We start from the raw sequence: 25,546 nt of genomic DNA, 5'->3' as shown, positions 1-25,546 counted from the left end.
CGGCTTCGCGGTAGAAGGACGCCTTGCGGCCGGGGATATTTCATGACATATGAGGATTTGTGCATCAGGTCTCTCGGGGGTCGGCTTCCGTGTATCTCTATGGTTACTTCTTTGTAACTCGGCACGATGGCCGGACAGATCGTTCCGGCGCCCCGGGGGCGTGAAGGGGGCGTGCGCGGGGGGCGTGTGGGGATGCCGTTGTCACAGCTCCGCCTGGGACAGGGAGCCGTGGCCGGTGATCGCGGCCGGTCCTTCGTCCGCCGGGCGGGCGGCCGCCGGTGTGTTCGCCGCCGGGCGTGCCGGGGCGCGTCCCGCGCATCGAACCCCGGCTTCTGGTTGCGCCGGCTCGTCCCCGACGGTATGGCGGGTCCGCCGAGCCGCCGAGCCGCCGAGCCGTCCGGCCGTCCGGCCGGCCGGTCGGCCCGCGACGGGTGCGGCGGGTGGATCGGGCGCTGGGCGGGTGCAAAATGCTCGGGAAGTCGGACGAATGGACAGTTTTTGGACTGCGAAGTGAGCAAGGGGTCCGTCTAGCCTGCCGGGACGGTAACGGACGGAGAACCATGCGTACTATCGGATTGATCGGCGGGTTGAGCTGGGAATCGACCGTCATCTACTACCAGATCATCAACCAGCGCGTACGTGAGCGCCTCGGCGGCAGCCACTCCGCCAACAGCCTGATCTGGTCGGTCGACTACACGATCGTCGAAGACCTCATCTTCGCCGGCCGGTGGAAAGAGGTGGGTGAGATGCTCGCGGAGGCGGGCGTCCGGCTGGAGGCCATGGGGGCCGAGATGCTGCTCATCTGCAGCAACACCTTCAGCCGGGTGAACGACGAGGTGGAGCTGGCGACGCACGTCCCCGTGCTGCACATCGCCGACGCCGTGGGGGCCGAGGTCGGCGCGCGGGGCATGCGCAAGGTGGGCCTGCTCGGCACCCGTTTCACCATGGAGGAGCCCTTCTACCGGGACCGGCTGGCCGGGCACGGCTTCGAGGTGCTCGTACCGGAGCGCGCGGAGCGCGAGCTGGTCCACCGGGTGATCTTCGAGGAGCTGATACGTGGGGTGCTGCGGCCCTCGTCCAGGGACGCCTACGTACGGACGATCGCCGGTCTGGCCGACCGGGGCGCCGAGGCCGTCATACTCGGCTGCACCGAGATCGAGCTGCTGATCAGCGACAAGGACACCGCGATCCCGCTGCTGCCGAGCGCCCGGCTGCACGCGGAGGCGGCGGCCGGTTTCGCCCTGACCGGCTGACCGGCTGACCGGGCTGACCCGGTTGATCGGCTGACCGGTCGCCCGCGTTCAGGCCGAGTCGCCCGCGTTCAGGCCGGGTCGACCGTGTTCAGGCCGGGTCGACCGTGTTCAGGCCGGGTCGACCGTGTTCAGGCCGGGTCGATCGCGTTCAGGTCGAACCGTGCAGTTCGCGGCGCCACAACTCCTCGCACAGGCGGCCGATGCCCGCGAGCAGGTGACGGCGGTAGGTGGTGAAGGACAGGCCGAGGCGTTCGGCGGCGGCCTCCTGGGTGGGGGCGCCGCGCAGGTAGGTGACGTCGAGGGCGCGGTGCAGCTTGCCGGCCCGCGGGTCCCGGCCCAGGTCGCGAATGCCCTCTTCGAGCAGTTCGCGCAGGGCTCTGACGGGGTCGGCCCGGCCGGCGAGCAGCCTGGTGCGGGTGAGCGGGTTGGCCGCCAGCTCCCGGTGTTTCGACAGGTGGCGCAGGGCCTTGCGGACGGCGTCGGTGAACTCCGGCTCCGACATCACCGCCAGCTCCGGCTCGGGCCTGGCCGGAACCTCGTGCGTGCCGGCCGGCAGCAGCCGCTCCAGCCAGACCTGCGCCGGTACGGCCCGCCAGTCGTGGGCGAGCAGGACGTACTCGACGTCCCCCTCGCGCGCGTGGTCGCCGAGGTCGTGCATGTTGTAGTACCCGGAGTGCCCGTTCATGGGGTCGTCGCCGCGGACGGCCATGAACGACCAGGCCATGCGTTCCGAGCGCAGGCACCAGCCCACGGCCCGCCATCGGATGAGGTCCGTCACCGGCGAGGCGCCCCGGTCGCGCCTGCGCACCCAGCTCCGGTTGACGGCCAGGTGCTCGCCGGGCCGCAGCGGCGCGGTGGCGCGGGCGGTGTCCCAGGCGGCGGCGACGACCGGGTCCGCCCGCGCGTCCGCCTTCGAGAGATCGTCCACGCAGAGCCAGGCGCTGGCGCCGGCCAGCTCGCCGGTCGCGGTGCGCCGGTAGAGGCGGAACGCCTGCGGTTGCCCGGCCGTCCAGTGGGAGACGGCCGACACCGTCGCGGGATCCCACTCGGCGGCCAGGCGCAGCAGGTCGTCGGCGTCCTCGGGGTGCAGGACGGTCTCGTACACCTCGTCCTCGCCGTGCCAGAAGTGCGGCTCGGGGGTCCTGCCCTCGCCGCGGTGCAGGTAGAACAGCGAGCCGACGGCTCCGAGCACGTCCGCGTCGTCGGCGGCGCGGATCTGCTGGGTGAGGCGGTCCTTGATGAGCCGGTGCATGCGGGCGTAGCCCTGCGGGTCGCGCCAGCGCAGGTCGGCCTCGAGGATCTCGCGTACGACGTCGTGCGGATAGAGCCCGAGCGGGCTCGACTCGACGAACGGCAGCCGCCGCAGCCAGGAGAACAGCTCGGCCGCGTCCTCGTCGGGCAGGACCGTGCGCAGCACGTCCTGCGTGGTCATGTACGTGTGCGCGCAGACCTCCAGCGCGAGCCGGTGCGCGGGACCGGGCACCTCGCCGACGAGCTGGTCGAGCAGGGTCGCGACCACGTCGTGGGTGGGCGCCCAGCGGGAGCCGGCGGCGCTGTCCCTGACCGCCACCGCGGCCCCGAGCGACAGGGCGAGCGGGTGCCCGCCGGCGAAGGCGAGCAGCGGGTCGAGCAGGTCGCCGGCCACGCCGCGGGAGTCCAGGAGCGCGGCGGCGTCCTCGGGCTCCAGCTCGCCCAGCGCGATGACCTGGAGGAGGTCGGCCCAGCCGGGATCGGCCTGCCACACCATGTCCGGGGGCACCCGTCCGGTCACCACGACCAGCGCGCCGACCGGCAGTCCCGGCAGGAACCGCTCGCGCAGCCAGCCCTCCAGGCCCTGGAGGCGTTCGAAGGTGTCGACCAGCAGCACGGCGCGCTCGTCGGCGAGCATCGGCCCGGTCTCGGCCAGGAAGGCCGCGGGGGAGGGGTCGAGCAGCCGCCCGTCCAGCGTCATCACGTTGCGGCCGGCCTCGGCGGCCCGCTGGGCGTAGCGTCTCAGCAGCGCCGACTTGCCGATGCCGCCGGGACCGTGCACGAACAGCACCCTGCCGCCGCTGTGCAGCGCCTCGTCGAAGGCCGCGAGTTCCGCCTTCCGCCCGACGAAGGCGCGCTGCCTGGCCGCCTGGAGACGCCCTTCCAAGCGTCCGGCGGGTTGTCCCTCCTCACCGACCTCGCAGATCACTGCGGATCTCATACCAGGCAGCCCAGAGGCCATTCCGGTAACCCCGACCCGGAACCAATGGTAGGTGGCATACTGATGACTCTAGCGCCGGAAAGTCGCGAGATTCCCTGTGTCATGCTGCAAATCGCAATAAATCAGAGAAACGTGGTATCGGCGCACGTCGCGATAGAAGATCACCGTATGCGGCGTTAACCCGTACGGGGATTCCCGCGCCATTGCAACGGCATATATCAACCGTCAATACAGGGTCAAGCTGTCCGATCAAGAACCGGCCAGCGCAATCGCACAAGCACTCAGGCCGTATTCACTGGACGCCTTCACGAACACCAGATCACCAGGCTCGATCAACCCGGTGGCCAGCCTGACGGCCTCGGCCACGTCGTCCGCCGTGTGCACGCTCACGCCCAGGCCGGCGTCCCCCGCCGCGGCGGCCGCGGCGGGCGGGTCGTCGTCGCCGACCGCGATCAGCACGTCGATGCCCAGCTCGGCCACCAGCCGCCCCACCTGCGCGTGCCGGTCCCGCGAGGCGTCCGCCTGCTGTCCCATCCCGCCGAGCACGGCGACGGTACGGCGGTCGCCGGCCAGCGCCCTGAACGCGCGTAACCCGGCCCGCATGGACTCCGGGTTGGCGTTGTAGGCGTCGTTGATCACGGTGACGCCGTCCGGCCGGTCGAACACCTCGAAGCGGCCCGAGGAGCGCGGCCTGGCCGCCGTGAGCCTGGCGGCGATCCGCTCGGCGGACAACCCCAGCGCGTACGCGGCTGCGGCGGCGGCCAGCGCGTTGGCGACCTGGTGCTCGCCGATGAGGCCCAGCTCGACCCGGGCGCGTCCGGAGGGCGTCACCAGGTCGAAGGCGGGCCTGGCCAGCTCGCCCATCGACGCGTTCTCGGCCCGTACGTGGGCGTCGGCCGCCGTGCCGTACAACACGATCCGGGCCCGGGTGCGCTCGGCCATGCCCAGGACGTACGGATCGTCGGCGTTGAGCAGCGCGTACCCGTCGGGGGTCAGCGCCTCGACCAGTTCGCCCTTGGCGGCGGCCACGTCGGCCAGCCCGCCGCCCATCCGCGAGATGTGCGCGGCGCCGACGTTGAGCACCAGGCTCAGGTGCGGCGGCGCGATCCCCGTCAGGTACGTCAGGTCGCCCTTCCGGCCCGCGCCCATCTCCAGCACCAGGTAGCGGGTCGCCGGATCGGCGCGCAGCACGGTGAGCGGCAGCCCCAGCTCGTTGTTGAACGAGCGGTCGGTCGCGATCGTCGGGGCGTCCGGTTCGAGGATCTGGGCCAGCAGGTCCTTGGTCGTGGTCTTGCCGACGGAACCGGTCAGCGCGATCACGGTCGGGTCGAGCCGGGCGAGCACGTGCCCGGCCAGCAGGCCCAGCGCCCGCTGCACGTCCTCGACCACCAGCGCGGGCACGCCCACGGGACGGGTGGCCAGCACGGCCTTGGCGCCGTCGGCCACGGCTCCGGCCGCGTAGTCGTGGCCGTCCACGCGGGCGCCCGCGGTGGCGGCGAACAGGCCGCCCGGCCTCACCTCGCGGGAGTCCACCGCCGCGGGCGCGGTCACCAGCGCCTCGGGGTCGGTCACGTCGTGCAGGCCGGCGTCGACGACACGCGCGATCTCGGCCAGCGTCATGGGGATCATGGAGTACTCCTGGTCGGCGCCGGGTCGCAGGGGCGGCTCATGCGCCGTTTCTGGCCAGCGCCAGGTCGATGAGCCGGCCCAGCAGGTCCGGGTACGGGACGCCGCCCGCCCCCCAGGCCCTGGCATAGACGGAACGAGGGGTGAAACCGGGCATGGTGTTGATCTCCAGCACGTACAGGCGGCCGGTCTCCTCCTGGTAGAGGAAGTCCACGCGGGACAGGCCGTAGCCGCCGATCGCCCGGTAGGCGCGCAACGACAGCTCGCGCACCTCGTCGGCGACCCGCTCGGGCAGCGCCACCGGGATCGTGGCGATCTCGGCCCGGCTGAGGTACTTGGTCTCGTAGTCGAGCCAGTCGCCGCTCACCAGCAGCTCTCCCACCACCGACGCCTCCGGTTCGTCGTGGTCGCCGAGCACGCCGCAGATCAGCTCGCGGGCCCGCACACCCTGCTCGACGAGCACCACCCGGTCGTAGGTGAGGGCCAGCTCGACGCCCGCGCGCAGCTCCTCGGCGGAGGTGACGCGGGAGATGCCGATGGAGGAGCCCATGTTGGCCGGTTTGACGTACATCGGCCAGTCCAGCGACTTCACCAGGCTCCACGGGTCGGTCGTGCCGCGCCAGTCGTGCTCGGTGAACCAGACGTGCGGGGTGACGGGGACGTCCTCGGCCAGGAACGAGCGCCGCATCGCGACCTTGTCCATCGCCACGGCCGAGGCCAGCACCCCGCAACCCACGTACGGCAGGCCGAGCACCTCCAGGTGCCCCTGGATGACGCCGTCCTCGCCGTACGGGCCGTGCATCACGGGGAAGACCACGTCGGCCATGTCGGCGGACAGGTCGAGCGGCCACCTGCCCTGCCGGTCGACGACGACGAGGAACGGCGCGTACCGGTCCTTCGGCAGGGCGTCGAGCACCGCCTGCGCCGACTGCAACGACACCTCGTGCTCGGGGGACGGCCCGCCGGCCAGCACGGCCACGCGCAGCCGTTCTGTCATGATCGCGATCAGCCCTTCCTGTCCTGGAGTTCGCCGGCGGCGCCGGTACGGCCGCCTCGATGGACCCGATGAGTCTGAATGCTCGGCCTGATCGGTTCCCAGCCCATTCGCTGTCCACTTTCTGGTCATCCCGGCTCTCCCGGACGGCCCATGCTCCGGCACTGCCGGGGGCCGACCTGCTGGCCGCCGCCGGCGACGGTGACCCTGACAGGGCCTTCGAACGTCGGGACGGAGGCCGTGCACACGATCTGCTCGACGGCCAGCGTGGACAGTTCGCCGGCCGGGGTCGCCAGGGTCACCACCAACTGACCGGCCGGGTCGGAGGACACCGAGAACGGGCCCGCCTCGGGCGGCACGTCGGTGGTGAGCCCGTGCGCCCGCTCCCTGTCGGTGGCCCCGGCCGCCAGCAGCATGAGCCGGTCCGCCTGCGACAGCCGGCCGCCGAGCCGCGTCACCGCGCTGACCCGGCCGTTCTTCACCAGGAAGAGGGTGACCGTCGAGGTCGGCACGACGGCCCCCTTCGGAGGGGCGCCGCCGGTGATGACGCCGCTCGGCCGTACGCCGCAGCCGGTCAGGACGGCGAGCGGCACGAGGCCCGCGGCGAGCAGGCGGCGGGCGAGCGCGGCCCTCACGCGGAGTCCCCGTCCGGCTCCTGGGCCACGCGGGGCAGGCGCAACGTGAACCTGGCGCCGCCGTCCGGGGCGTTGGCGACGGTGAGGTCGCCCCGGTGCAGGCGGGCGTTCTCCCGCGCGATGGCCAGGCCGAGGCCGCTGCCCTCGGACCTGGCCCTGGCCGCGCTGGCCTTGTAGAACCGGTCGAACACGTGCGGCAAAACCGCCTCCTCCAGGCCGGGGCCGTGGTCGCGGACCTCAAGCTCGATCCATCGCGGGCCGGCGGAAAGCCGTACGGACACCGGCGGCTCGCCGTGCCGCAGGGCGTTGCCGACCAGGTTGGCGAGGATGACGTCCATGCGGCGCGGGTCCAGCCGTGCCGTCACCTCGGGCGGCAGCTCGGTCTGGACCGAGTCCGACCAGCCCCGGGCCCGCAGGGTCGCGTGGACCAGCTCGGCGACGTCGACCTCGTTCAGCGCGAGGGCCGCGACGCCGGAGTCGAACCGGCTGATCTCGATGAGGTCGTTCACCAGGCCGGTCAGGGCGAGCGTCTCCTGGCTGACCAGCCGGGCGGCCCGTCCGGCGGGCTCGGGCAGGCGCGTCGAGTCCTCGTCGAGGACGTCGGCGACCGCGGTGAGCGCGGCCAGCGGGGTGCGCAGCTCGTGGGAGACGTCGGCCACGAACCGCCGGGCGTCGGCCTCCATCTCGCGCAGCTGCCTGACGTGCCGTTCCAGCTCGGCGGCGGTGTTGTTGAACGTGCGTGCCAGCTCGGCCAGCTCGTCGGAGCCGGTGACCGCGATCCTGGTACGCAGCTCGCCCTCGCCCAGCAGGCGGGCCGCCCGGCCGAGCTCGCGTACCGGACGCAGCACGCCACGGGTGGCCAGCAGCGCGAGGACGACCGCGAACGCCAGGGCCGCCCCGCCGATCAGCCAGGCGGACGCGGCGAGCCCGTCGACGCTGCGCTCTTCGTCGAGCAGGCTGCGCGCGGTGTAGACCTCGATGCCGGACAGGCGCGTCGGCCGGTCCCCCTCCACGATCAGCAGCGGCGTGCCGATGATCAGGATGGGCGCGTTCTTCCAGATCACGCGCTGCCAGGCGACCTCGCCGTCGGCCACGGCCCGCCGCACCTGCCGGGGGACCAGCGCGAGGTCCAGGCCGCCCGGTGAGCGCGCCGCGCCGAAGACGGCGACCGCGGAGCTGTTCCTGTCGGTCACGGTCCGGGCGATCTCGCCGAGCTCGGCCGGGTCCGGCGTCGCGCTCCGCAACGGGAAGACCGCGTCCAGGCGGTTCGTCATCGCCTGCACCGCGGTGTCCTGGGTCGCCTGGAGGATGGCGTTGCGGGCCTGGACGTAGATCCCGCCGGCCACCGCCGCCGCGGTGACGACGGACAGCAGCGCGAACGCGAACAGCAGCCGGGCCCGCAGTCCCAGAGTCGGCCGAGACGTCACCGGCGGCTCACACCGGCCCGAACCGGTACCCGAACCCGCGTACCGTCTGCACGTAGACGGGCGCGGTCGAGTCGTCCTCGATCTTCGCGCGCAACCGCTGCACGCAGGCGTCCACGAGCCGCGAGTCGCCGAAGTATCCGTGTTCCCACACCGACTCCAGCAGTTGCTGGCGGCTGTGCACCCGGCCCGGCGTGCCGGAGAGCTCAAGCAGCAGGCGCAGCTCGGTCGGGGCGAGGTTGACCGGCTCGCCGCGGTTGGCGACCACCAGTCCGGCCCGGTCGATGGTCAGGTCCCCGTACCGCTCCAGCTCCGCCTGGTCGCGGCCGATCCGCCGGAGCACCGCGCGGATGCGGGCGTCGAGCACCCTGGGCTGCACCGGTTTGACCACGTAGTCGTCGGCGCCCGCCTCCAAGCCGGCCACGACGTCCATGTCGTCGCCGCGCGCGGTCAGCATGATGATCGGCACCTCACCGATGACCCGGATGCGACGGCAGACCTCGAACCCGTCCATGCCGGGCAACATCAGGTCGAGCACGACGACGTCGGGCAGGTCCATACGGATCAGGTCGAGCCCCAGCTCGCCGGACTCCGCCGTGCGCACCCGGTGGCCGTGCCGGGTCAGGGCCAGGTCGAGGCCCTCCCGTACGGCCGGGTCGTCCTCGATCAACAACACTCGCGACACGCCGCCGAGTTTCACCGCACGCTCCATAGGTCACCGCTGGTCAGATCCACTGTCGGCCCGCTGTGTCCGCGCACTGTCCGCGCCGTGTCATGGTCGTGTCACGGTTGCGGCCGACGGTGTTCGCCGTCGACAAACCATGACATGCGGGGGACGACGCGCGCACATTCGGCGCCAATCGTTGTCGGCATGAACGGACCACGGACCATCCCACCACGGCCCAGGGACCGGCTGTACGCCGCGCTCACGCTGGTGCTCGCCGTGCTCCTGCTGCCCGCGGCGTTCGTACGCGGTCCCGGCCGCGCCAGGGAACGGGCCTGCCGCTGGGCGTTATGGATGCGGTTCCCCGCCGAGGACCTGAGAGGGCTCGACGCGGGCGCCAGGGCGGCCTTCGAGGCGGCGCGGACCGAGGCGCTCTGGGGGCACGGCCAGCTCCTCGGCCTCACCTCGGGGTACCGCGACGCCGTCGTCCAGCAGCGCATGTTCGACGAGGAGGTGCGCCGCACCGGCTCCCCGGCCACGGCACGGATGCTCGTGCTGCCGCCGGCGGAGTCCAGCCACGTCAGGGGCATCGCGCTGGACGTCCGCCCGCACGAGGGGGCGCGCTGGCTGGAGGAGCACGGCGCCCGCTACGACCTCTACCGCATGTACGACAACGAGTGGTGGCACTTCGAGTACCGCCCCGACGCCTGCGGCACACCGCCACCACGACGCCCCCACCCCGGCATCGGCTACATCCTGGAAAACGGCGGCCAGATGTGACCCGGGGGCCGGCCCCGGTGCCCAACTCCCGCGCCTGGACATCGCCTCGCGGGCGGGCGTAGGAAAGAGCGGTGACCATGGAGACGGCGCTCGTCGTCGGCACCGGACTGATCGGCACCTCGGTCGCGCTGGCCCTCCGCGAGAAGGGGGTCGCGGTCCATCTCTCCGACGTCGACGCGCATGCCGTACGGCTGGCGCGGGAGCTCGGCGCGGGTCAGGAGTGGACCGGCCAGGCCGTGGACCTGGCGTTGATCGCCGTACCGCCGCACGTCGTGGGGGAGCGGCTGGCCGAGTTGCAGCGGCGGGGGGCCGCGCGGGCGTACACCGACGTGGCCAGCGTCAAGGTCGATCCGATCGCCGACGCGCGGCGGATCGGCACCGACCTGACCTCCTACGTCCCCGGCCACCCGCTCGCCGGACGGGAGCGGTCCGGCCCGGCCGCCGCCCGCGCCGACCTGTTCCTGGGCCGTCCATGGGCGCTGTGCCCCGGCCCCGAGACGGACGCGGACGCCGTACGGCGGGCACGCGAGCTGGTCGCGATGTGCGGGGCGAACGCCGTCACCATGGGCGCGGGCGAGCACGACGCCGCGGTGGCGCTGGTGTCGCACGCCCCGCACGTGGCGGCCTCGGCGGTGGCGGCCAGCCTGGAGGGCGGCGACGGCGTCGCGCTGGACCTGGCGGGGCAGGGGCTGCGCGACGTGACGCGCATCGCCGCCGGCGACCCGCTGTTGTGGCGGATGATCCTCGCCGGGAACGCCCTCCAGGTGGCCGGGGTGCTCGACGGGATCGCGGCCGACCTCGCCGCGGCGGCCTCGGCGCTGCGGACCGGCGACCTGGACGACGTGACGGACCTGCTGCGGCGCGGCGTGGACGGCCACGGCCGCATCCCCGGCAAGCACGGCGGGCCGGCCCGCGACTACGCCGTGGTCCAGGTGGTGCTGCGGGACCGGCCGGGGGAGCTGGCCCGGCTGTTCAACGCGGCGGGGCTGGCCGAGGTCAACGTCGAGGACGTCCGGCTGGAGCACTCGACGGGCCTGCCGGTCGGCGTGGCCGAGATGTCCGTACGCCCGGAGGACACCGACCGGCTCGCCGAGGCGCTGCGTTTCCACGGCTGGCACGTACCGCCCGTTCCCGATGGGCCGCGCCGGACGCTGGGTATGGTGACGAACTGACCGGTCCCCGATCGAGACGGCGGAACGATGCGCGTGCTGGTGGTGGAGGACCAGGTCGAGCTGGCCGAATCGGTGGCACGGGTGTTGCGCCGCGAGGGTATGGCGGTCGACGTCAGCCACGACGGCGACGACGCGCACGAGCGCATCTCGGTGCTCGACTACGACGTCGCCGTGCTCGACCGGGACATTCCCGGCGTCCACGGCGACGACCTCTGCGCCGAGATCGCCACGGGCGGGCGCAGGACGCGGGTGCTGATGCTGACCGCGTCGGGGACGACCGCCGACCGGGTGGCCGGCCTGAGCATGGGCGCCGACGACTACCTGCCGAAGCCGTTCGCGTACGCCGAGCTGGTGGCGCGCATCCGCGCTCTGGGCAGGCGCGCGCATCCGCCGGCGCCGCCGATCCTGCTCCACGACGATCTGCGGCTCGACCCGGCGCAGCGCGTCGCGACCAGGTGCGGCATGCGGTTGCCGCTGACCACCAAGGAGCTGGCGGTCCTGGAACATCTGCTGGCCGCGCGCGGCGAGGTGGTGTCGGCCGAGGAGCTGCTCGAACGGGTCTGGGACGAGCGGGCCGACCCGTTCACCACGACCGTGAAGGCGACGATCAACCGGCTGCGCTCGAAGCTCGGGCAGCCGCCGGTGATCGAGACCGTCCCGCGCGAGGGCTACCGCATCTGAGCCGCCGTGGTCACACGACGGTCACACGTTCTCTGACCTCGGCGTCACCGCGTCCCCCGTAGAACGGTGTCGTGCACGGAAAACCACGGCCGCCGGGGCCGTCTACCGGAGCCCCGCGAGCGGGAAGTGGATCTCTATGGCGAGGCCGCCCTGCGGTCGCGCGTCCGCGGTGAGCCGGGCGTCGTGGGCGACGGCGATGGCGCGGACGATGGAGAGTCCGAGGCCGTGATGGTCGTCGACGCGGGTGCGGTCGAGCCGCTGGAAGGGCTCGAAGAGGCGGTAGACCTGCTCGGGCGGGATCGCCGGACCGGTGTTCGCGATGGAGACGACGGCCCGGTCGCCCTCGGCGCGGGTGGAGATGTCCACCCGGCCGCCGGGCACGTTGTAGCGCACGGCGTTGTCCACCAGGTTGGCGATGAGCCGTTCGACCAGTGCCGGGTCGCCCGCCGTCGGGGCGTGCGCGATCGCGGCCACCAAGCGGGGAGACGGGCGACCGGCCGCGGGAGGTCTCCCGTGACCCCCGGGACCGGGCGCCGCATCGGTGCAGTGGCTGTTCCCGTCAGCTCTGGACCCGTTCCCCTCGCCGGCCCCGGGGTTGTCCCCGTCAACCCTGGGGCCGGCCTCCTCCGCGGTGCGCACCACGCGCTCGGCGATCTCGGCCAGGTCCAGCGGGTCGCGGTGGTCGAGGCCGCCCTCGCTCTCGGCCAGCGTCAGCAACGACTCCAGCAGGCGTCCCTGCTGTTCGCTGAGGTCGAGCAGCCGCGCCATCGTCGATCGCATGGATGAGACGTCGCGGTCCTCGTCCAGCAGGCTCTCCTCCAGCAGGGCGTGCTCAAGGGTGAGCGGGGTGCGCAGCTCGTGGGCCGCGTTGGCGACGAAGCGCTTCCGCGCGTCGAAGGCGCTGTGCAGCCGTTCCAGCAGGCCGTCGACCGTGTCGGCGAGGTTGCGCAGCTCGTCGCGGGGGCCGGGGAGGGCGAGCCGCTCGTGGACGTTGCGGGCGGAGATCCGCTTGATGGCGCTGTTCATCGTCCGCAGCGGGCGCAACATCCTCCCGGCCACCAGCCAGCCGACCACGAACGAGATGACCGCCATCAGGGCGAGGGCCATCACCGACTTGAGCAGCAGGTTCTCCAGCATGGCCTGGTGCTGGTGGCGCGCGAGGGCACGCAGGTCACCGGTGGGCCCCTCGCCCGCGACGAGCGGCGTGGGCGGCCTGGAGGTGAGGACGAGCAGGTAGGTGATGGCGAGCAGGACCGCGCCGGTGGCGGCGAACAACGCGCCGTAGACGAGCGTGAGACGCGATCTCACGGTACGGAAGACCGCCAGGTGTCGGAGGGAACGGACCATCGTCCCCCATCGTAGGGGCCCGGACCGGCCGGACGGCGGCGGGCGGGCGGCTCGGGCGTACGCGTCCAAGTGCGAGAAATGCGCGCTTGGACTCACTCGTGGACACCGACACCAATCAGCACGATTGAGAACGCTGACTTCGCGTGTCGTGTGAGAGGAGCGCCCGCATGGCCATGGTGTCGCCCTTCGGGGGGATGTTGAAAGGCGACGAGGACGATGGTCCCGGGCCGTCCAAGCTCCGCCCCGGGACGCTGCGCAGGGTGCTCGGCTACTTCCGCCCGCACATCGGCAAGGTGGTGCTCTTCGTCCTCGTCGCCGGGCTGGAGTCGCTCATCGTCGTCGTGACGCCCCTGCTGCTGAAGGAGCTCGTCGACGCCGGCGTGCTCAAGAACGACCTCGGGGTCGTGACCCTGCTGGCCTGCCTGGCCGCCGGGCTCGCCGTGGTGAGCGCGCTGCTGCAGGTGGCGTCGGCCTGGATCTCCGGGAAGATCGGGCAGGGCGTCAGCTACGACCTCCGGGTCCAGGCGCTCGGCCACGTGCAGCGGCTGCCGATCGCGTTCTTCACCCGCGCCCAGACCGGGGTGCTGGTCGGCCGGCTGCAGACGGAACTGGTCATGACGCAGCAGGCGTTCAGCGGGATGCTGATGGCCGCCACCAGCGGCGTCACGGTCCTGCTGGTGCTGGCCGAGCTGTTCTACCTGTCGTGGCTGGTCGCCGTCATGACGATCGTGCTGATCCCGGTGTTCCTCGTGCCCTGGTCCTACATGGGGCGGCGCATGCAGCGCTACACCAGAGGGCTCATGGAGGACAACGCCGGACTGGCCGGGCTGCTCCAGGAACGGTTCAACGTGCAGGGGGCGATGCTCTCCAAGCTCTTCGGCCGCCCGGCCGACGAGCTGGCCGAGTACGACAGGCGCGCCAGCCGGCTGCGCGGGATCGGCGTACGCGTCGTCGTGTTCGGCCGGATGGCCTTCGTCATCTTCGCGCTGATGGCCTCGCTGGCCACGGCGCTCGTCTACGGGGTCGGCGGCGGGCTCGTGCTGGCCGGGGTGTTCCAGCTCGGCACGCTGGTCGCCCTCGCCACCCTGCTCTCGCGGCTGTTCGGGCCGATCACCCAGCTCTCCGGGATGCAGGAGAACGCGCTGACCGTCCTGGTGAGCTTCGACCGGATCTTCGAGCTGCTCGACCTGAAGCCGCTGATCCAGGAACGCCCCGGCGCGGTCGCGCTGGAGCGGGACTCGGTGCCGGACGTCGAGTTCGAGGACGTGTCGTTCCGCTACCCCGCCGCGGACGAGGTCTCGCTGCCGTCGCTGGAGCAGAACGTACGGTCGGGGCGGGATCGCGGGGAGGCGGCGCCGGAGGTCCTGCGCGGCGTGAACCTGCGTGTCCCGGCCGGGACCGTCACCGCGCTCGTCGGCCCGTCGGGCGCGGGGAAGAGCACCCTCACCCACCTGGTCTCCCGCCTGTACGACCCGACCGGGGGAACCGTCCGCGTCGGCGGGCACGACCTGCGGGACCTCACCTTCGAGTCGCTGCGCGACACGGTGGGGGTGGTCAGCCAGGACACCTATCTCTTCCACGACACGATCCGGGAGAACCTGCTCTACGCCCGTCCCACCGCCACCGAGGACGAGCTCATCGAGGCGTGCAAGGGGGCCCAGATCTGGGACCTGATCGAATCCCTGCCCGACGGGCTCGACACCGTCGCGGGCGATCGCGGCTACCGCCTGTCGGGCGGGGAGAAGCAACGGGTGGCCATCGCCCGGCTGCTGCTGAAGGCGCCCTCGGTCGTCGTGCTCGACGAGGCCACCGCCCACCTGGACTCCGAGTCGGAGGCCGCCGTCCAGCGGGCGCTGAAGACCGCGCTGCGCAGCCGTACGTCGCTGGTGATCGCCCACCGGCTGTCCACGATCCGGGAGGCGGACCAGATCCTCGTGATCGACGACGGCGGGGTCCGGGAACGCGGGACGCACGAGGAGCTGCTGGCCCAGTTCGGTCTCTACGCGGAGCTGTACCACACGCAGTTCGCCGAGCCCGGCGGCAACGGGACCCGGCCGGAAACGGGCAACGGGGCCGGCGCCCCGGAGGTGGTTCGTGAAGGGGGACGATGAACTCCGCAGCCCAGGCCGCACCGACGGTGCCGGACCTGTTCGCCCGGCAGGTGGACCGGACGCCCGGCGCGGTGGCCGTGGTCGACGGGGACCGGGTCCTGACGTACCGGCGGCTGGATGAGCTCGCGGGCCGCCTGGCCGGGCGGCTGATCGCCCGTGGTGTCCGAGGCGGCGATCGTGTCGCGGTCATGATGGACCGTTCGGCGGACCTGGTGGTGGCGCTGCTCGCCGTATGGAAGGCGGGGGCGGCGTACGTGCCGGTGGAGGTCGCCTATCCGGCGGCGCGGGTGGCGTTCATGGTGGCGGACTCGGGGGCGTCCCTGATGGTGTGCTCGGTCGCGGCGCGCGACGGCGTACCGGAGGGGGGCGAGCCGGTCGTCGTCACGGACGAGTACGCGGGCGGCGCGGCGGCGGTCGAGACGCGCCCCGGGGATCTGGCGTACGTGATGTACACCTCCGGCTCGACGGGCACCCCGAAGGGCGTGGCCGTCCCGCACCGGAGCGTCGCGGAGCTGGTGGGCGGTTCCGGCTGGGGGGTGGAAGCCGGCGACGCGGTCCTCATGCACGCGCCGTACGCCTTCGACGCCTCCCTGTACGAGATCTGGGTGCCGCTGGCGTCGGGCGCCCGGGTGGTGATCGCCGCGCCGGGCCCGGTGGACGCCCGGCGCCTGCGCGAGGCGGTCGCGGCCGGGGTGACGCGGGCGCACCTGACCGCGGGCAGCTTCCGCGCGGTCGCGGAGGAGTCGCCCGAGTCGTTCGCGGGGCTGCGCGAGGTGCTGACCGGCGGCGACGTGGTGCCCGCGCACGCCGTGGACAAGGTACGGGCGGCCTGCCCCGGAGCACGGATCCGGCACCTGTACGGCCCGACGGAGACGACGCTGTGCGCGACGTGGCACCTGATCGAGCCGGGCGACGCGGCGGCGCCGGTGTTGCCGATCGGCCGGCCGCTCCCCGGCCGCCGGGCCCAGGTGCTCGACGCGTCGCTGCGGCCCGTGGCGCCGGGCGCGGTCGGTGACCTGTACCTGTCCGGCGCCGGCCTCGCGGACGGCTACCTGGACCGGGCGGGGCTGACGGCCGAACGGTTCGTGGCGGATCCGTCCGCGCCCGGGAGGAGGATGTACCGGACCGGCGACCTGGCCAGGTGGACCGCCGAGGGCGAGCTGCTGTTCGCGGGCCGGGCCGACGACCAGGTGAAGATCCGCGGGTTCCGGATCGAGCCGGGCGAGATCGAGGCCGCGCTGACCGCCCAGCCGGACGTGCACGAGGCCGTGGTGGCGGCGGTCGACGGACGCCTGATCGGTTACGTGGTGGCGGACGCGGACCCCCTGCTCGTCCGCGAACGTCTCGCGGCGGCGCTGCCGGAGCACCTGGTCCCGGCCGTGGTGATCGCGCTGGACGCGCTGCCGCTGACCGGCAACGGCAAGGTGGACCGGACGGCGCTGCCGGCGCCCGCCTTCGCGGCGACCTCCACGGGCCGCGAGCCCGCCACCGAGGCCGAGCGCGTCCTGTGCGGCCTGTACGCCGAGCTGCTCGGCCGGGACCGGATCGGGGCCGACGACGGCTTCTTCGAGCTGGGCGGTGACTCGATCGTCGCGATGCGGCTGGCGGCGCGCGCGGCCAAGGCCGGGCTGCTGGTGACGCCGTCCCAGATCTTCACGGAGCGGACCCCGGCGGGGCTCGCGGCCGTGGCGGGGGCCGTTCCGGCCGGTGGGCGCGCCGGCCGTGCGCTGATCATCCTCGGCGCGCAGGACGAGGCGGAGCTGGCGGACGCCGTCCCGGGGGTGCCGGAGGTCTGGCCGCTGGCGCCGCTCCAGGAGGGGCTGCTCTTCCAGTCGACCCTGGACGACGACGGGCTCGACATCTACCAGGCGCAATGGATCCTGGAGCTGCACGGGCCGCTGGACGTGGCCCGGTTGCGGGCCGCGTGGGAGGCGGTCTTCGCCCGGCACCCCGAGCTTCGGGTGAGCTTCCATCGACGCGCGTCGGGGGAGCCCTTCCAGGCCGTCGCCGGGCACGTCGCCCTGCCGTGGCGGCAGGTGGACCTGACGGACGCCGGCGATGTCGACGCGGCCGTCGAGGCCCTGGCCGCACGGGAGCAGCGGACGCGGTTCGACCTGGCCAGGGCGCCGCTGTTCCGGCTGGTCCTCGCCCGGTACGGCGCGGACCGGCACCGCCTGCTGGTCGTCCACCACCACATCCTGACCGACGGCTGGTCGGTGGCGGTCATCCTGAACGAGGTGGCGGAGGCGTACGAGGCCGGCGGGCGGCTGCCGGAGCGTACGGAACCGGCCTCCTACCGCGACTACCTGGCCTGGCTGGACCGGCAGGACAAGGACGCGGCATGTACGGCCTGGCGGGCGGAGCTGTCCGGCCTCGACGAGCCCGCACTGATCGCGACCGCCGCCGCCGGGACGGGCTACGAGTACCGCGTCGCCTTCCTGACGCCGGACCTGTACACCAGGCTGAGGACGCTGGCCCGCGACCACGGCCTGACGCTGAACACGATCGCGCAGGGCGCGTGGGCGATGGTGCTGGCGCGGCTCGCCCGGCGCACCGACGTGGTGTTCGGCACCACGGTAGCCTGCCGCCCCGCCGAGCTCCCGGACGTGGAGTCGATGCCGGGGCTGATGATGAACACGGTCCCGGTCCGGGTGCCGCTGCACGGCGGGCAGTCGATGCTGGACCTGCTCACCGGCCTCCAGCGGCGGCAGGCGGCCCTGATGCCGCATCAGCACCTGGGGCTGCCGGAGATCCAGAAGGCGGCCGGGCCGGGCGCGGCGTTCGACACGCTGCTGGTGTTCGAGAACTATCCGCGGGACTTCGCCGGGCGGTTCGCCTATCTCGGCACGGTCGAGGGCACCCACTACCCGCTGACCCTCGGCGTCATCCCTGGAGATCGTTTCCGGATCCAGCTCGTCCACCGGCGGGGGCAGGTCGAGGAGGGTGTCGCCGAGTCGATCCTGGGATGGTTCGTCGGCGCCCTCGGCACGCTGGCCGACGATCCGTACGCGCTGGTGGGACGGGCCGGCGTCGGCCACAGTCCCGTACGCGGCCCGGACCCGGCCCTGGCGTCGGGGGAGTCGTTGCCGGTGCTGGTACGCCGGGTCGTGGACGAGCGGGCGGACCACGTCGCGGTGGCCGACGACGACGGCGAGCTGTCGTACGGCGGGTTGTGGCAGCGGGCGGCGGCGCTGGCCGCCCTGCTGAGGGCCCGCGGGGTCGGGCCCGAATGCCGGGTGGGCGTGCTGGCGGACCGGTCGGCCTGGTGGGTCGTCGGGATGCTCGGGGTGTCCCTGGCCGGTGGCGCCTTCGTGCCGGTGGATCCGGCGTACCCGGCCGAGCGCGTGAGGTGGATCCTGCGGGACGCCGATCCCGTGCTGGTGTTGTGCGTCGCGAGGACACGCGGCGCGGTGCCCGGGGAGTTCGCGGATCGGGCGGTGGTGGTCGACGAGGTGGAGCTCGCCGGGGCCGCGGACGCGGAGTCGCCGCACGTGGGTCCGGGTGACGCGGCGTACGTGATCTACACGTCCGGGTCCACCGGGACTCCGAAGGGGGTCGTCGTACCGCACGCGGGGCTGGGGAATCTGGCGGCGGCGCAGATCGACCGGTTCGGCGTGTCGCCGTCGTCGCGGGTGCTGCAGTTCGCGGCGCTGGGCTTCGACGCCATGGTGTCGGAGGTGTTGATGGCGTTGTTGTCGGGGGCCAGGCTCCTGATGGCGCCGGAGCGGGACCTGCCGCCGCGGGTGTCGCTGAGCGAGGCGCTGGAACGCTGGGACGTCACGCACGTGACCGTTCCGCCGTCGGTGCTGGCCACGGCCGACACGCTGCCGGACGGGCTGGAGACCGTGGTGGTGGCGGGGGAGACCTGTCCGCCGGGCCTGGCCGATCGCTGGTCGGCGGGACGGCGGCTGGTCAACGCGTACGGGCCGACCGAGGCCACGGTGTGCGCGACGATGAGCACGCCCTTGGCGCCCGGCCGGGACGCGGTCCCGATCGGGACGCCGATCGCCGGGGGTCGTGGTCACGTGCTGGACGCGTTCCTGCGGCCGTTGCCGCCGGGGATCACCGGCGAGCTGTACGTGGCCGGGATCGGGCTGGCCCGCGGCTACCTCGGTCGTCCGGCGTTGACGGCCGACCGGTTCGTGGCCGATCCGTTCGTCCCGGGTGAGCGGATGTACCGGACGGGGGATCTGGCGTACTGGACGGACCGGGGTGAGCTGGTGTTCGCCGGGCGGGCCGACGACCAGGTCAAGATCCGCGGGTTCCGGGTCGAGCCCGGCGAGGTCGAGGCCGCCCTGTCCGCCCATCCGGGGGTGGCCCAGGCAGCCGTGGCCGTCCGCGGGGACCGCCTGCTGGCGTACGTGTCGCCGGGCGACCTCGATCCGGAGGCGGTGCGGGCGCATCTCGTGTCCCGGCTGCCCCGGCACCTGGTGCCCGCGGCGGTGGTCGCGCTGGAGGCGTTGCCCACCACCCCGAACGGCAAGATCGACCGGGGCGCGCTGCCCGATCCCGACTTCGGCGGCCGGGTCTCCGGCCGGGAGCCGGTGACGGAGGCCGAGCGGGTGTTGTGCGAACTGTTCGCCGAGGTGCTCGGCCTGGAACGGGTCGGCGCGGACGACGGCTTCTTCGAGCTGGGCGGCGATTCGATCAGTTCGATGCAACTGGCGGCACGGGCCCGCCGCGCCGGGATGGCCTTCACCACGCGGGACGTGTTCGAGGAGCGCACACCGGAACGACTCGCGCGGCGCGCGGCGGACCCGTCGTCGCCGGAACATGATCACGCTGCGGCCGACGGCGTGGGCGAGGTCGCCTGGACGCCGGTGATGCGGTTGCTGGGGGACGGGGTCGTGGGGGCGGGGTTCGCGCAGTGGGTCGTGGTGGGGGCGCCCTCCGACCTGACGGAGAAGGTGCTGGTCGCCGGGGTGGCGGCGTTGGTGGACACGCACGACATGTTGCGGTTGCGGGTGGAGTCGGGGCGGCTGGTCGTGGGCGGACGGGGCTCGGTGGATGCGGCCCGGCTGGTCAGGCGTGTGGACGGTGGGCCGTTGGAAGAGGTGGTGGAGAGCGCGGTGGGGCGGCTGGATCCGGCGGCCGGTGTGGTGGTTCAGGTGGTGTGGGTGGATGCCGGGCCGGGTCGGGTGGGGCGGTTGGTGGTGGTCGCGCATCATCTGGCCGTCGACGGGGTGTCGTGGCGGGTGCTGGTGCCGGATCTGCGGGCGGCGTGTGAGGGGGAGCTGGAGCCGGTCGGGGTGTCGTTCCGGCGGTGGGCGGGGCTGCTGGGGGAGTGGGCGGTCTCGGCCGAACGGGTCAAGGAGCTGGCGGGCTGGAAGGCGGTCGTCGGCGAGGAGGACCAGCCGATCGGCCGGGGGCCGAGCGCCGGGGAGGTGCGGCGGCGGTCGTGGGTGGTGTCGGGGGCTGAGGCGTCGGTGCTGGTGGGGCGGGCTCCGGTGGTGTTCTTCTGCGGGGTTCAGGATGTTCTGCTGGCCGGGCTGGCGGGCTCGGTGGCGCGGTGGCGCGGCGCGGACGTGGTGCTGGTGGACGTGGAAGGCCACGGCCGCGATCCGGTCGGCGGGCCGGATGTGTCGCGGACGGTGGGCTGGTTCACCAGCGTGCATCCGGTGCGATTGGAGCTCGGCGGGATCGATTGGGCCGACGTGCTGGCGGGCGGTTCGGCCGCGGGTGGGTTGTTGAAGGCGGTCAAGGAGCAGTCGCGGGCGGTGCCCGGTGACGGGCTCGGTTACGGGCTCCTGCGGTATCTCAACGAGGAGACCGGGCCGGTGCTGGCGGCGTTGCCGTCGCCGCAGGTCGGGTTCAACTATCTGGGCCGGTTCGTGACCGGTGACCCGGGTGAGGTGCGGCCGTGGCAGTGGGCGGGCGGCATCGGCGGGTCGATGGACCCGGGCATGAGCCTGCCGCACGCGCTGGACGCCGACGCGCTGGTACGGGACACGCCGGACGGCCCGGAGCTGACGCTCATGTTGAGCTGGCCGGCGGACCTGCTGGCGGAAGCCGAGGTCGAACGGCTGGGCCAGGGGTGGCTGGACACGTTGTCCGGGCTGGCCCGCCAGGCGGGCGACCCCGAAGCGGGGGGACACACCGCGTCCGACTTCGGCCTCCTCGACCTGGACCAGGACGAGGTCGAGGGCTTCGAGGCCATAGCGGCGGAACTCAATGGAGGCCAGGCATCGTGAACACTCCGACGACGTCCCCCGGATCGGCACTCGCGGAAGTCTGGCCGCTGTCACCGATGCAGGAGGGCATGCTCTATCACGCCTCCTTCGACGACGAGGCCCCCGACATCTACGTCATCCAGCAGTCGCAGCTCATCGACGGGCCGCTGGATCCGGCGCGGTTCCGTACGTCCTGGGAGAGGCTGCTCGACCGGCACGCGGCGCTGCGGGCGTGTTTCCACCGGCGGAAGTCCGGCGAGACGGTCCAGCTCATCCCCCGGGAAGTACGGCTCCCGTGGGCCGAACACGACCTGTCCGACCTGGCCGAGGAGGACGCGCCGGCCGAGGTGGGCGTGATCGCGGAGAAGGACCGCGCCACGCGGTTCGACCTGGCGAAGCCGCCGCTGCTGCGGCTGACGCTGATCCGGCTCGGCCCGGAGAGACACTGTCTCGTGACGACGAGCCACCACCTGCTCATGGACGGGTGGTCGCGGGCGATCCTCGAATCGGAGCTCCTTGAGCTCTACGCGGCGGGCGGCGGCGTCCCGGGGCTGCGGCCCGCGGGCTCGTACCGGAGCTTCCTGGCCTGGCTGGGCCGGCAGGACAAGGAGGCCGCCAGGACCGCATGGCGTACGGAGCTGGCCGGGGCCGACGGATCGGCGCTCGGGCTCCCCGACAGGCCCGGCGGGGCTCCGGGGTTGCCGGGACGGGAGGTGATCCGCCATTCGCCGGCCTTCACGTCCGCTCTGGTGGAGTTCGCCCGCCGTCACGGGCTGACGCTGAACACGGTGGTGCAGGGCGCGTGGGCACTGGTGCTGGCCCGGCTGGCGCGCCGGACGGACGTGGTCTTCGGGGCGACTGTCTCGGGACGCCCGGCGGAGTTGCCCGGCGTGGAGCAACTCGTGGGGCTGCTCATCAACACCGTCCCGGTACGCGTACGCCTGGACGGCGGCCGGTCGGTCCTGGAGATGCTGACCGAGCTCCAGGAACGGCAGTCCGCGCTGATCCCGCACCAGCATCTCGGCCTGCCGGAGATCCAGAAGCTCGGCGGGGCGGGTCTCGACACGATCGTGGTGTTCGAGAACTACGTCGACCCGGCGGCGGGATCGCAGCCTCGCGGCGGCCTCGGCCTGACCCTGAAGGAGTTCCACCAGGCGTCCCCGTACGCGATCACCCTGGGGGTCATGCCGGGCGAGAGCCTTGAGACCGACGTCCAGTACCGGCCGGAGCTGTTCCACGTCGCCAAGGAGGCGCTGCACGGGCTCGCCCGCGTCCTGGAACGGATGGTCGCCGAGCCGGACGCGACGGCAGGCCGCCTGGACGTGGTGGGCGACGCCGCGCGCGAGCTGGTGGTCGAACGGTGGAACCGGACGGGCGACCCGGTGGACGCGCCGTCGGCCGTGGAGCTGTTCCGCCGCCAGGTGGAGCGCGCGCCGGACGCGACGGCGATGACGGCCGGAGGCCGGGCCTGGACGTACGGGGAGCTGGACGAGTGGTCCGGCCGGGTGGCGCGGGCCCTGGCGGACCGGGGCGTCGGACGCGGCGACCGGGTCGGGGTGCTGCTGGAGCGGTCGGCCGAGGTGCCGGCGGTGTGGCTCGGGGTGTGGAAGGCGGGCGCGGCGTTCGTACCGGTCGATCCGGGTTACCCGGCGGACCGGGTGGCGTTCCTGCTGGCCGACTCCGCGGTCTCGGCGGTGGTGTGCCGGCGGGAGACCTCGGACGCGGTGCCGGCGGGCTATGAGCGGATCTTCGTGGAGGACGCCACCGACGGCGGGGTCTGCCTGGTCCCGGTCGGGCCGGACGACCTGGCGTACGTGATGTACACCTCCGGGTCGACCGGGACGCCGAAGGGCGTGGCGATCTCCCACGGGGGCGTGGCGGCACTGGCCGGGGAGCCCGGGTGGGGTGTCGGGCCCGGCGACGCGGTGCTGATGCACGCCCCGCACACCTTCGACGCCTCGCTGTACGACGTGTGGGTGCCGCTCGTGTCGGGCGCGCGGGTGCTGATCGCCGAGCCGGGCGTGGTCGACGCGGCGCGGCTGGCCGCGTACGTCGCGGACGGTCTCACCGCGGTGAACTTCACCGCCGGGCAGTTCAGGGCGCTGGCGCAGGAGTCGCCCGATTCCTTCTCCGGGCTGCGTGACGTGGCCGCGGGCGGGGACGTGGTGCCGCCCGGCGCGGTGGAACGCGTACGGCGGGCGTGCCCGTGGCTACGTGTCTGGCACACCTACGGCCCGACGGAGACCACGCTGTGCGCGACGTGGAAGGCGATCGAACCCGGCGACCGGCTGAGCCCGACGTTGCCGATCGGCAGGCCGATGCCGGGCCGGCGGCTCTACGTCCTGGACGTCTTCCTGCGGCCGTTGCCACCGGGCGTCGCGGGAGACCTCTACATCGCGGGCTCCGGCGTGGCGCACGGCTACCTCGGTCGTCCGGCGTTGACGGCGGAGCGGTTCGTGGCCGATCCGTTCGTTCCCGGTGAGCGGATGTACCGGACGGGGGACGTCGCGTACTGGACCGACGAGGGTGAGCTGGTGTTCGCCGGACGGGCGGACGACCAGGTCAAGATCCGTGGTTATCGGGTCGAGCCCGGTGAGATCGAGGCCGTGCTGGCGGGGCAGCCGGGCGTCGACCAGGCGGTGGTGGTGGCGCGTGACGGCCGCCTGGTCGGTTACGTGGTCTCCGACGGCGTGGTGGATCCCGTACGGCTGCGGGAGCAGGTCGCCAGGGTGCTGCCGGACTACATGGTGCCGGCGGCCGTGATGGCGCTGGACGCCCTGCCGGTGACGGCGAACGGCAAGGTGGACCGGGAGGCGCTGCCCGATCCCGACTTCGGCGGGCGGGTCTCCGGCCGGGAGCCGGTGACGGAGGCCGAGCGGGTGTTGTGCGGGTTGTTCGCCGAGGTGCTCGGCCTGGAACGGGTCGGCGCGGACGACGGCTTCTTCGAGCTGGGCGGCGACTCGATCAGTTCCATGCAACTGGCGGCACGGGCCCGCCGCGACGGCCTGGCCTTCGGCGCGCGGGAGGTGTTCGAGCACCGGACGCCGGCGGGGATCGCGGCGGTCGTCGAGATGGACGGCACGTCGGCGGATGGTCCGGCCGACGGCGCGGGCGAGCTCCCGTGGACGCCGGTGATGCGGCTGTGGGGGGACGGGGTCGCGAGTGCGGGGTTCGCGCAGTGGGTCGTGGTGGGGGCGCCCTCCGACCTGACGGAGAAGGTGCTGGTCGCCGGGGTGGCGGCGTTGGTGGACACGCACGACATGTTGCGGCTGCGGGTGCAGTCGGGACGGCTCGTCGTGGGCGAACGCGGCTCGGTGGACGCGGCCCGGCTGGTCAGGCGTGTGGACGGCGGCTCGCTGCAAGAGGTGGTGGAGAACGCGGTACGGCGGCTGAACCCGGCGGCCGGTGTGGTGGCGCAGGTGGTGTGGATGGACGCGGGGCCGGACCGGGTGGGGCGGTTGGTGGTGGTCGCGCATCATCTGGCCGTCGACGAGGCGTCGTGGCGGGTGCTGGTGCCCGACCTGCGGGCGGCGTGCGAGGGGGAGCCGGAGCCGGTCGGGATGTCGTTCCGGAGATGGGCGGGGCTGCTGGAGGAGTGGGCGGTCTCGGCCGAACGGGCCAAGGAGCTGGCGGCCTGGAAGGCGATCGTCGGCGAGGACGACCAGCCGATCGGCCAAGGGCTGAGCCGGGGGAAGGTACGGCGGCGGTCGTGGGTGGTCTCAGGGGCCGAGGCGTCGGTGCTGGCCGGACGGGCTCCGGCGGTGTTCTTCTGCGACGTTCAGGACGTTCTGCTGGCCGGGCTGGCGGGCTCGGTGGCGCGGTGGCGCGGCGCGGACGTGGTGCTGGTCGATCTGGAAGGCCACGGACGCGTTCCGGATGTGTCGCGGACGGTGGGCTGGTTCACCAGCGTGCATCCGGTGCGGCTCGACATGACGGGCGTTGACTGGGCCGACGTGCTGGCGGGCGGATCGTCCGCCGGCGGCCTGCTGAAGGCGGTCAAGGAACAGGCCCGCGCCGTACCGGGTGACGGGCTCGGTTACGGGCTCCTGCGGTATCTCAACGAGGAGACCGGGCCGGTGCTGGCGGCGTTGCCGTCGCCGCAGGTCGGATTCACCTATCTGGGCCGGTTCGTCACCGGCGACGACGTGCGGCCGTGGCAGTGGGCGGGCGGCATCGGCGGGTCGACGGACCCCGGCATGAGCCTGCCGCACACGCTGGAGGCCGACGCGCTGGTACGGGACACGCCGGACGGCCCGGAGCTCACGCTCACCCTGAGCTGGCCCGCGGACCTGCTGGCCGAAACCGAGATCGACCGGCTGGGCCGGGGATGGCTGGACACGTTGTCCGGGCTGGCCCGCCAGGCGGATGATCCTGCTGCGGGGGGACACACCGCATCCGACTTCGGCCTCCTCGATCTGCGCCAGGACGAGATCGAGGAACTTGAGGCCGAGTTCGACGACGACCTCTAAGCCTTCGCTGATCCAAGCCTTTCGCTGAT

14 protein-coding genes are annotated in these 25,546 nt (G+C 73.1%); 7 read left to right on the top strand and 7 right to left on the bottom strand.

Translation table 11 applies throughout. From position 1 onward, the window contains the following. The first annotated feature begins 560 nt into the window (after nt 1-560). The gene (locus DMB42_RS42900; RefSeq protein WP_125645215.1) at nt 561-1,253 is read left to right on the top strand and encodes an aspartate/glutamate racemase family protein; all 693 of its coding nucleotides are present in this window, start codon (nt 561-563) and stop codon (nt 1,251-1,253) included. A gap of 148 nt (nt 1,254-1,401) precedes the next feature. On the opposite strand, the gene DMB42_RS42895 is transcribed toward DMB42_RS42900, so the two are convergent. The 6 genes from DMB42_RS42895 to DMB42_RS42870 form a co-directional block, all read right to left on the bottom strand. Next, nucleotides 1,402-3,444: an ATP-binding protein gene (locus DMB42_RS42895; RefSeq protein WP_185845161.1), complete on the bottom strand. Its 2,043-nt coding sequence runs from the start codon at nt 3,442-3,444 to the stop codon at nt 1,402-1,404. 249 nt (nt 3,445-3,693) lie between these two features. Then, the gene (gene murF, locus DMB42_RS42890) at nt 3,694-5,073 is read right to left on the bottom strand and encodes a UDP-N-acetylmuramoyl-tripeptide--D-alanyl-D-alanine ligase (RefSeq protein WP_125645211.1); all 1,380 of its coding nucleotides are present in this window, start codon (nt 5,071-5,073) and stop codon (nt 3,694-3,696) included. Nucleotides 5,074-5,110: 37 nt separating this feature from the next. Continuing rightward, nucleotides 5,111-6,067 (bottom strand): D-alanine--D-alanine ligase family protein, encoded by a 957-nt coding sequence (locus tag DMB42_RS42885; RefSeq protein WP_125645209.1) that lies wholly within the window; start codon nt 6,065-6,067, stop codon nt 5,111-5,113. Between the two features lie 125 nt (nt 6,068-6,192). After that, complete coding sequence (locus DMB42_RS42880) at nt 6,193-6,699, bottom strand: hypothetical protein (RefSeq protein WP_125645208.1); 507 nt, start codon at nt 6,697-6,699, stop codon at nt 6,193-6,195. Then, the gene (locus DMB42_RS42875; RefSeq protein WP_125645206.1) at nt 6,696-8,126 is read right to left on the bottom strand and encodes a HAMP domain-containing sensor histidine kinase; all 1,431 of its coding nucleotides are present in this window, start codon (nt 8,124-8,126) and stop codon (nt 6,696-6,698) included. Before DMB42_RS42875 ends, DMB42_RS42880 begins: the two co-directional genes overlap by 4 nt. 7 nt (nt 8,127-8,133) lie before the next feature. Continuing rightward, nucleotides 8,134-8,808, bottom strand: a complete 675-nt coding sequence (locus tag DMB42_RS42870) for a response regulator transcription factor (RefSeq protein ID WP_185845168.1) — start codon at nt 8,806-8,808, stop codon at nt 8,134-8,136. 186 nt (nt 8,809-8,994) lie between these two features. On the opposite strand from DMB42_RS42870, the gene vanY-N reads away from it, so the two are divergent. From vanY-N to DMB42_RS42855, 3 genes are all read left to right on the top strand, one after another. Then, nucleotides 8,995-9,567 carry a D,D-peptidase/D,D-carboxypeptidase VanY-N gene (gene vanY-N, locus DMB42_RS42865; protein WP_125645202.1) on the top strand — a complete coding sequence of 191 codons (573 nt, stop codon included), beginning with the start codon at nt 8,995-8,997 and terminating at the stop codon, nt 9,565-9,567. Nucleotides 9,568-9,644: 77 nt separating this feature from the next. Continuing rightward, nucleotides 9,645-10,739: a prephenate dehydrogenase gene (locus tag DMB42_RS42860; protein ID WP_125645377.1), complete on the top strand. Its 1,095-nt coding sequence runs from the start codon at nt 9,645-9,647 to the stop codon at nt 10,737-10,739. Nucleotides 10,740-10,766: 27 nt separating this feature from the next. Next, complete coding sequence (locus DMB42_RS42855; RefSeq protein WP_125645200.1) at nt 10,767-11,420, top strand: response regulator transcription factor; 654 nt, start codon at nt 10,767-10,769, stop codon at nt 11,418-11,420. Nucleotides 11,421-11,522: 102 nt separating this feature from the next. On the opposite strand, the gene DMB42_RS42850 is transcribed toward DMB42_RS42855, so the two are convergent. Beyond that, the gene (locus tag DMB42_RS42850) at nt 11,523-12,728 is read right to left on the bottom strand and encodes a cell wall metabolism sensor histidine kinase WalK (RefSeq protein ID WP_221762607.1); all 1,206 of its coding nucleotides are present in this window, start codon (nt 12,726-12,728) and stop codon (nt 11,523-11,525) included. 206 nt (nt 12,729-12,934) lie between these two features. On the opposite strand from DMB42_RS42850, the gene DMB42_RS42845 reads away from it, so the two are divergent. From DMB42_RS42845 to DMB42_RS42835, 3 genes are read left to right on the top strand one after another with little or no spacing between them, the layout of a single operon-like run. Further along, entirely contained in the window at nt 12,935-14,878 is a 1,944-nt protein-coding gene (locus DMB42_RS42845; RefSeq protein ID WP_125645197.1) for an ABC transporter ATP-binding protein, read from the top strand. After that, nucleotides 14,875-21,069, top strand: coding sequence for a non-ribosomal peptide synthetase (locus DMB42_RS42840; RefSeq protein WP_125645195.1), 6,195 nt, complete (start codon nt 14,875-14,877; stop codon nt 21,067-21,069). Before DMB42_RS42845 ends, DMB42_RS42840 begins: the two co-directional genes overlap by 4 nt. Further along, a complete protein-coding gene (locus DMB42_RS42835; RefSeq protein ID WP_125645193.1) occupies nt 21,066-25,517 on the top strand; it encodes a non-ribosomal peptide synthetase in 4,452 nt (1,483 codons plus the stop codon). The genes DMB42_RS42840 and DMB42_RS42835 overlap by 4 nt, the downstream gene beginning before the upstream one ends. Nucleotides 25,518-25,546 lie beyond the last annotated feature (29 nt).

The organism is Nonomuraea sp. WAC 01424, assembly GCF_003947315.1.
Lineage (GTDB): Bacteria > Actinomycetota > Actinomycetes > Streptosporangiales > Streptosporangiaceae > Nonomuraea > Nonomuraea spiralis.
Note: the sequence above shows the minus strand (reverse complement) of the source record. Positions and strands in the feature narration are given on the sequence as shown.

Excerpts from the sequence above, each read along its gene's own strand:
- DMB42_RS42900 (WP_125645215.1), top strand. The coding sequence starts at position 561 with ATGCGTACTATCGGATTGATCGGCGGGTTGAGCTGGGAATCGACCGTC.
- DMB42_RS42895 (WP_185845161.1), bottom strand. The coding sequence starts at position 3,444 with ATGAGATCCGCAGTGATCTGCGAGGTCGGTGAGGAGGGACAACCCGCC.
- murF (WP_125645211.1), bottom strand. The coding sequence starts at position 5,073 with ATGATCCCCATGACGCTGGCCGAGATCGCGCGTGTCGTCGACGCCGGC.
- DMB42_RS42885 (WP_125645209.1), bottom strand. The coding sequence starts at position 6,067 with ATGACAGAACGGCTGCGCGTGGCCGTGCTGGCCGGCGGGCCGTCCCCC.
- vanY-N (WP_125645202.1), top strand. The coding sequence starts at position 8,995 with ATGAACGGACCACGGACCATCCCACCACGGCCCAGGGACCGGCTGTAC.
- DMB42_RS42860 (WP_125645377.1), top strand. The coding sequence starts at position 9,645 with ATGGAGACGGCGCTCGTCGTCGGCACCGGACTGATCGGCACCTCGGTC.
- DMB42_RS42855 (WP_125645200.1), top strand. The coding sequence starts at position 10,767 with ATGCGCGTGCTGGTGGTGGAGGACCAGGTCGAGCTGGCCGAATCGGTG.
- DMB42_RS42845 (WP_125645197.1), top strand. The coding sequence starts at position 12,935 with ATGGCCATGGTGTCGCCCTTCGGGGGGATGTTGAAAGGCGACGAGGAC.
- DMB42_RS42840 (WP_125645195.1), top strand. The coding sequence starts at position 14,875 with ATGAACTCCGCAGCCCAGGCCGCACCGACGGTGCCGGACCTGTTCGCC.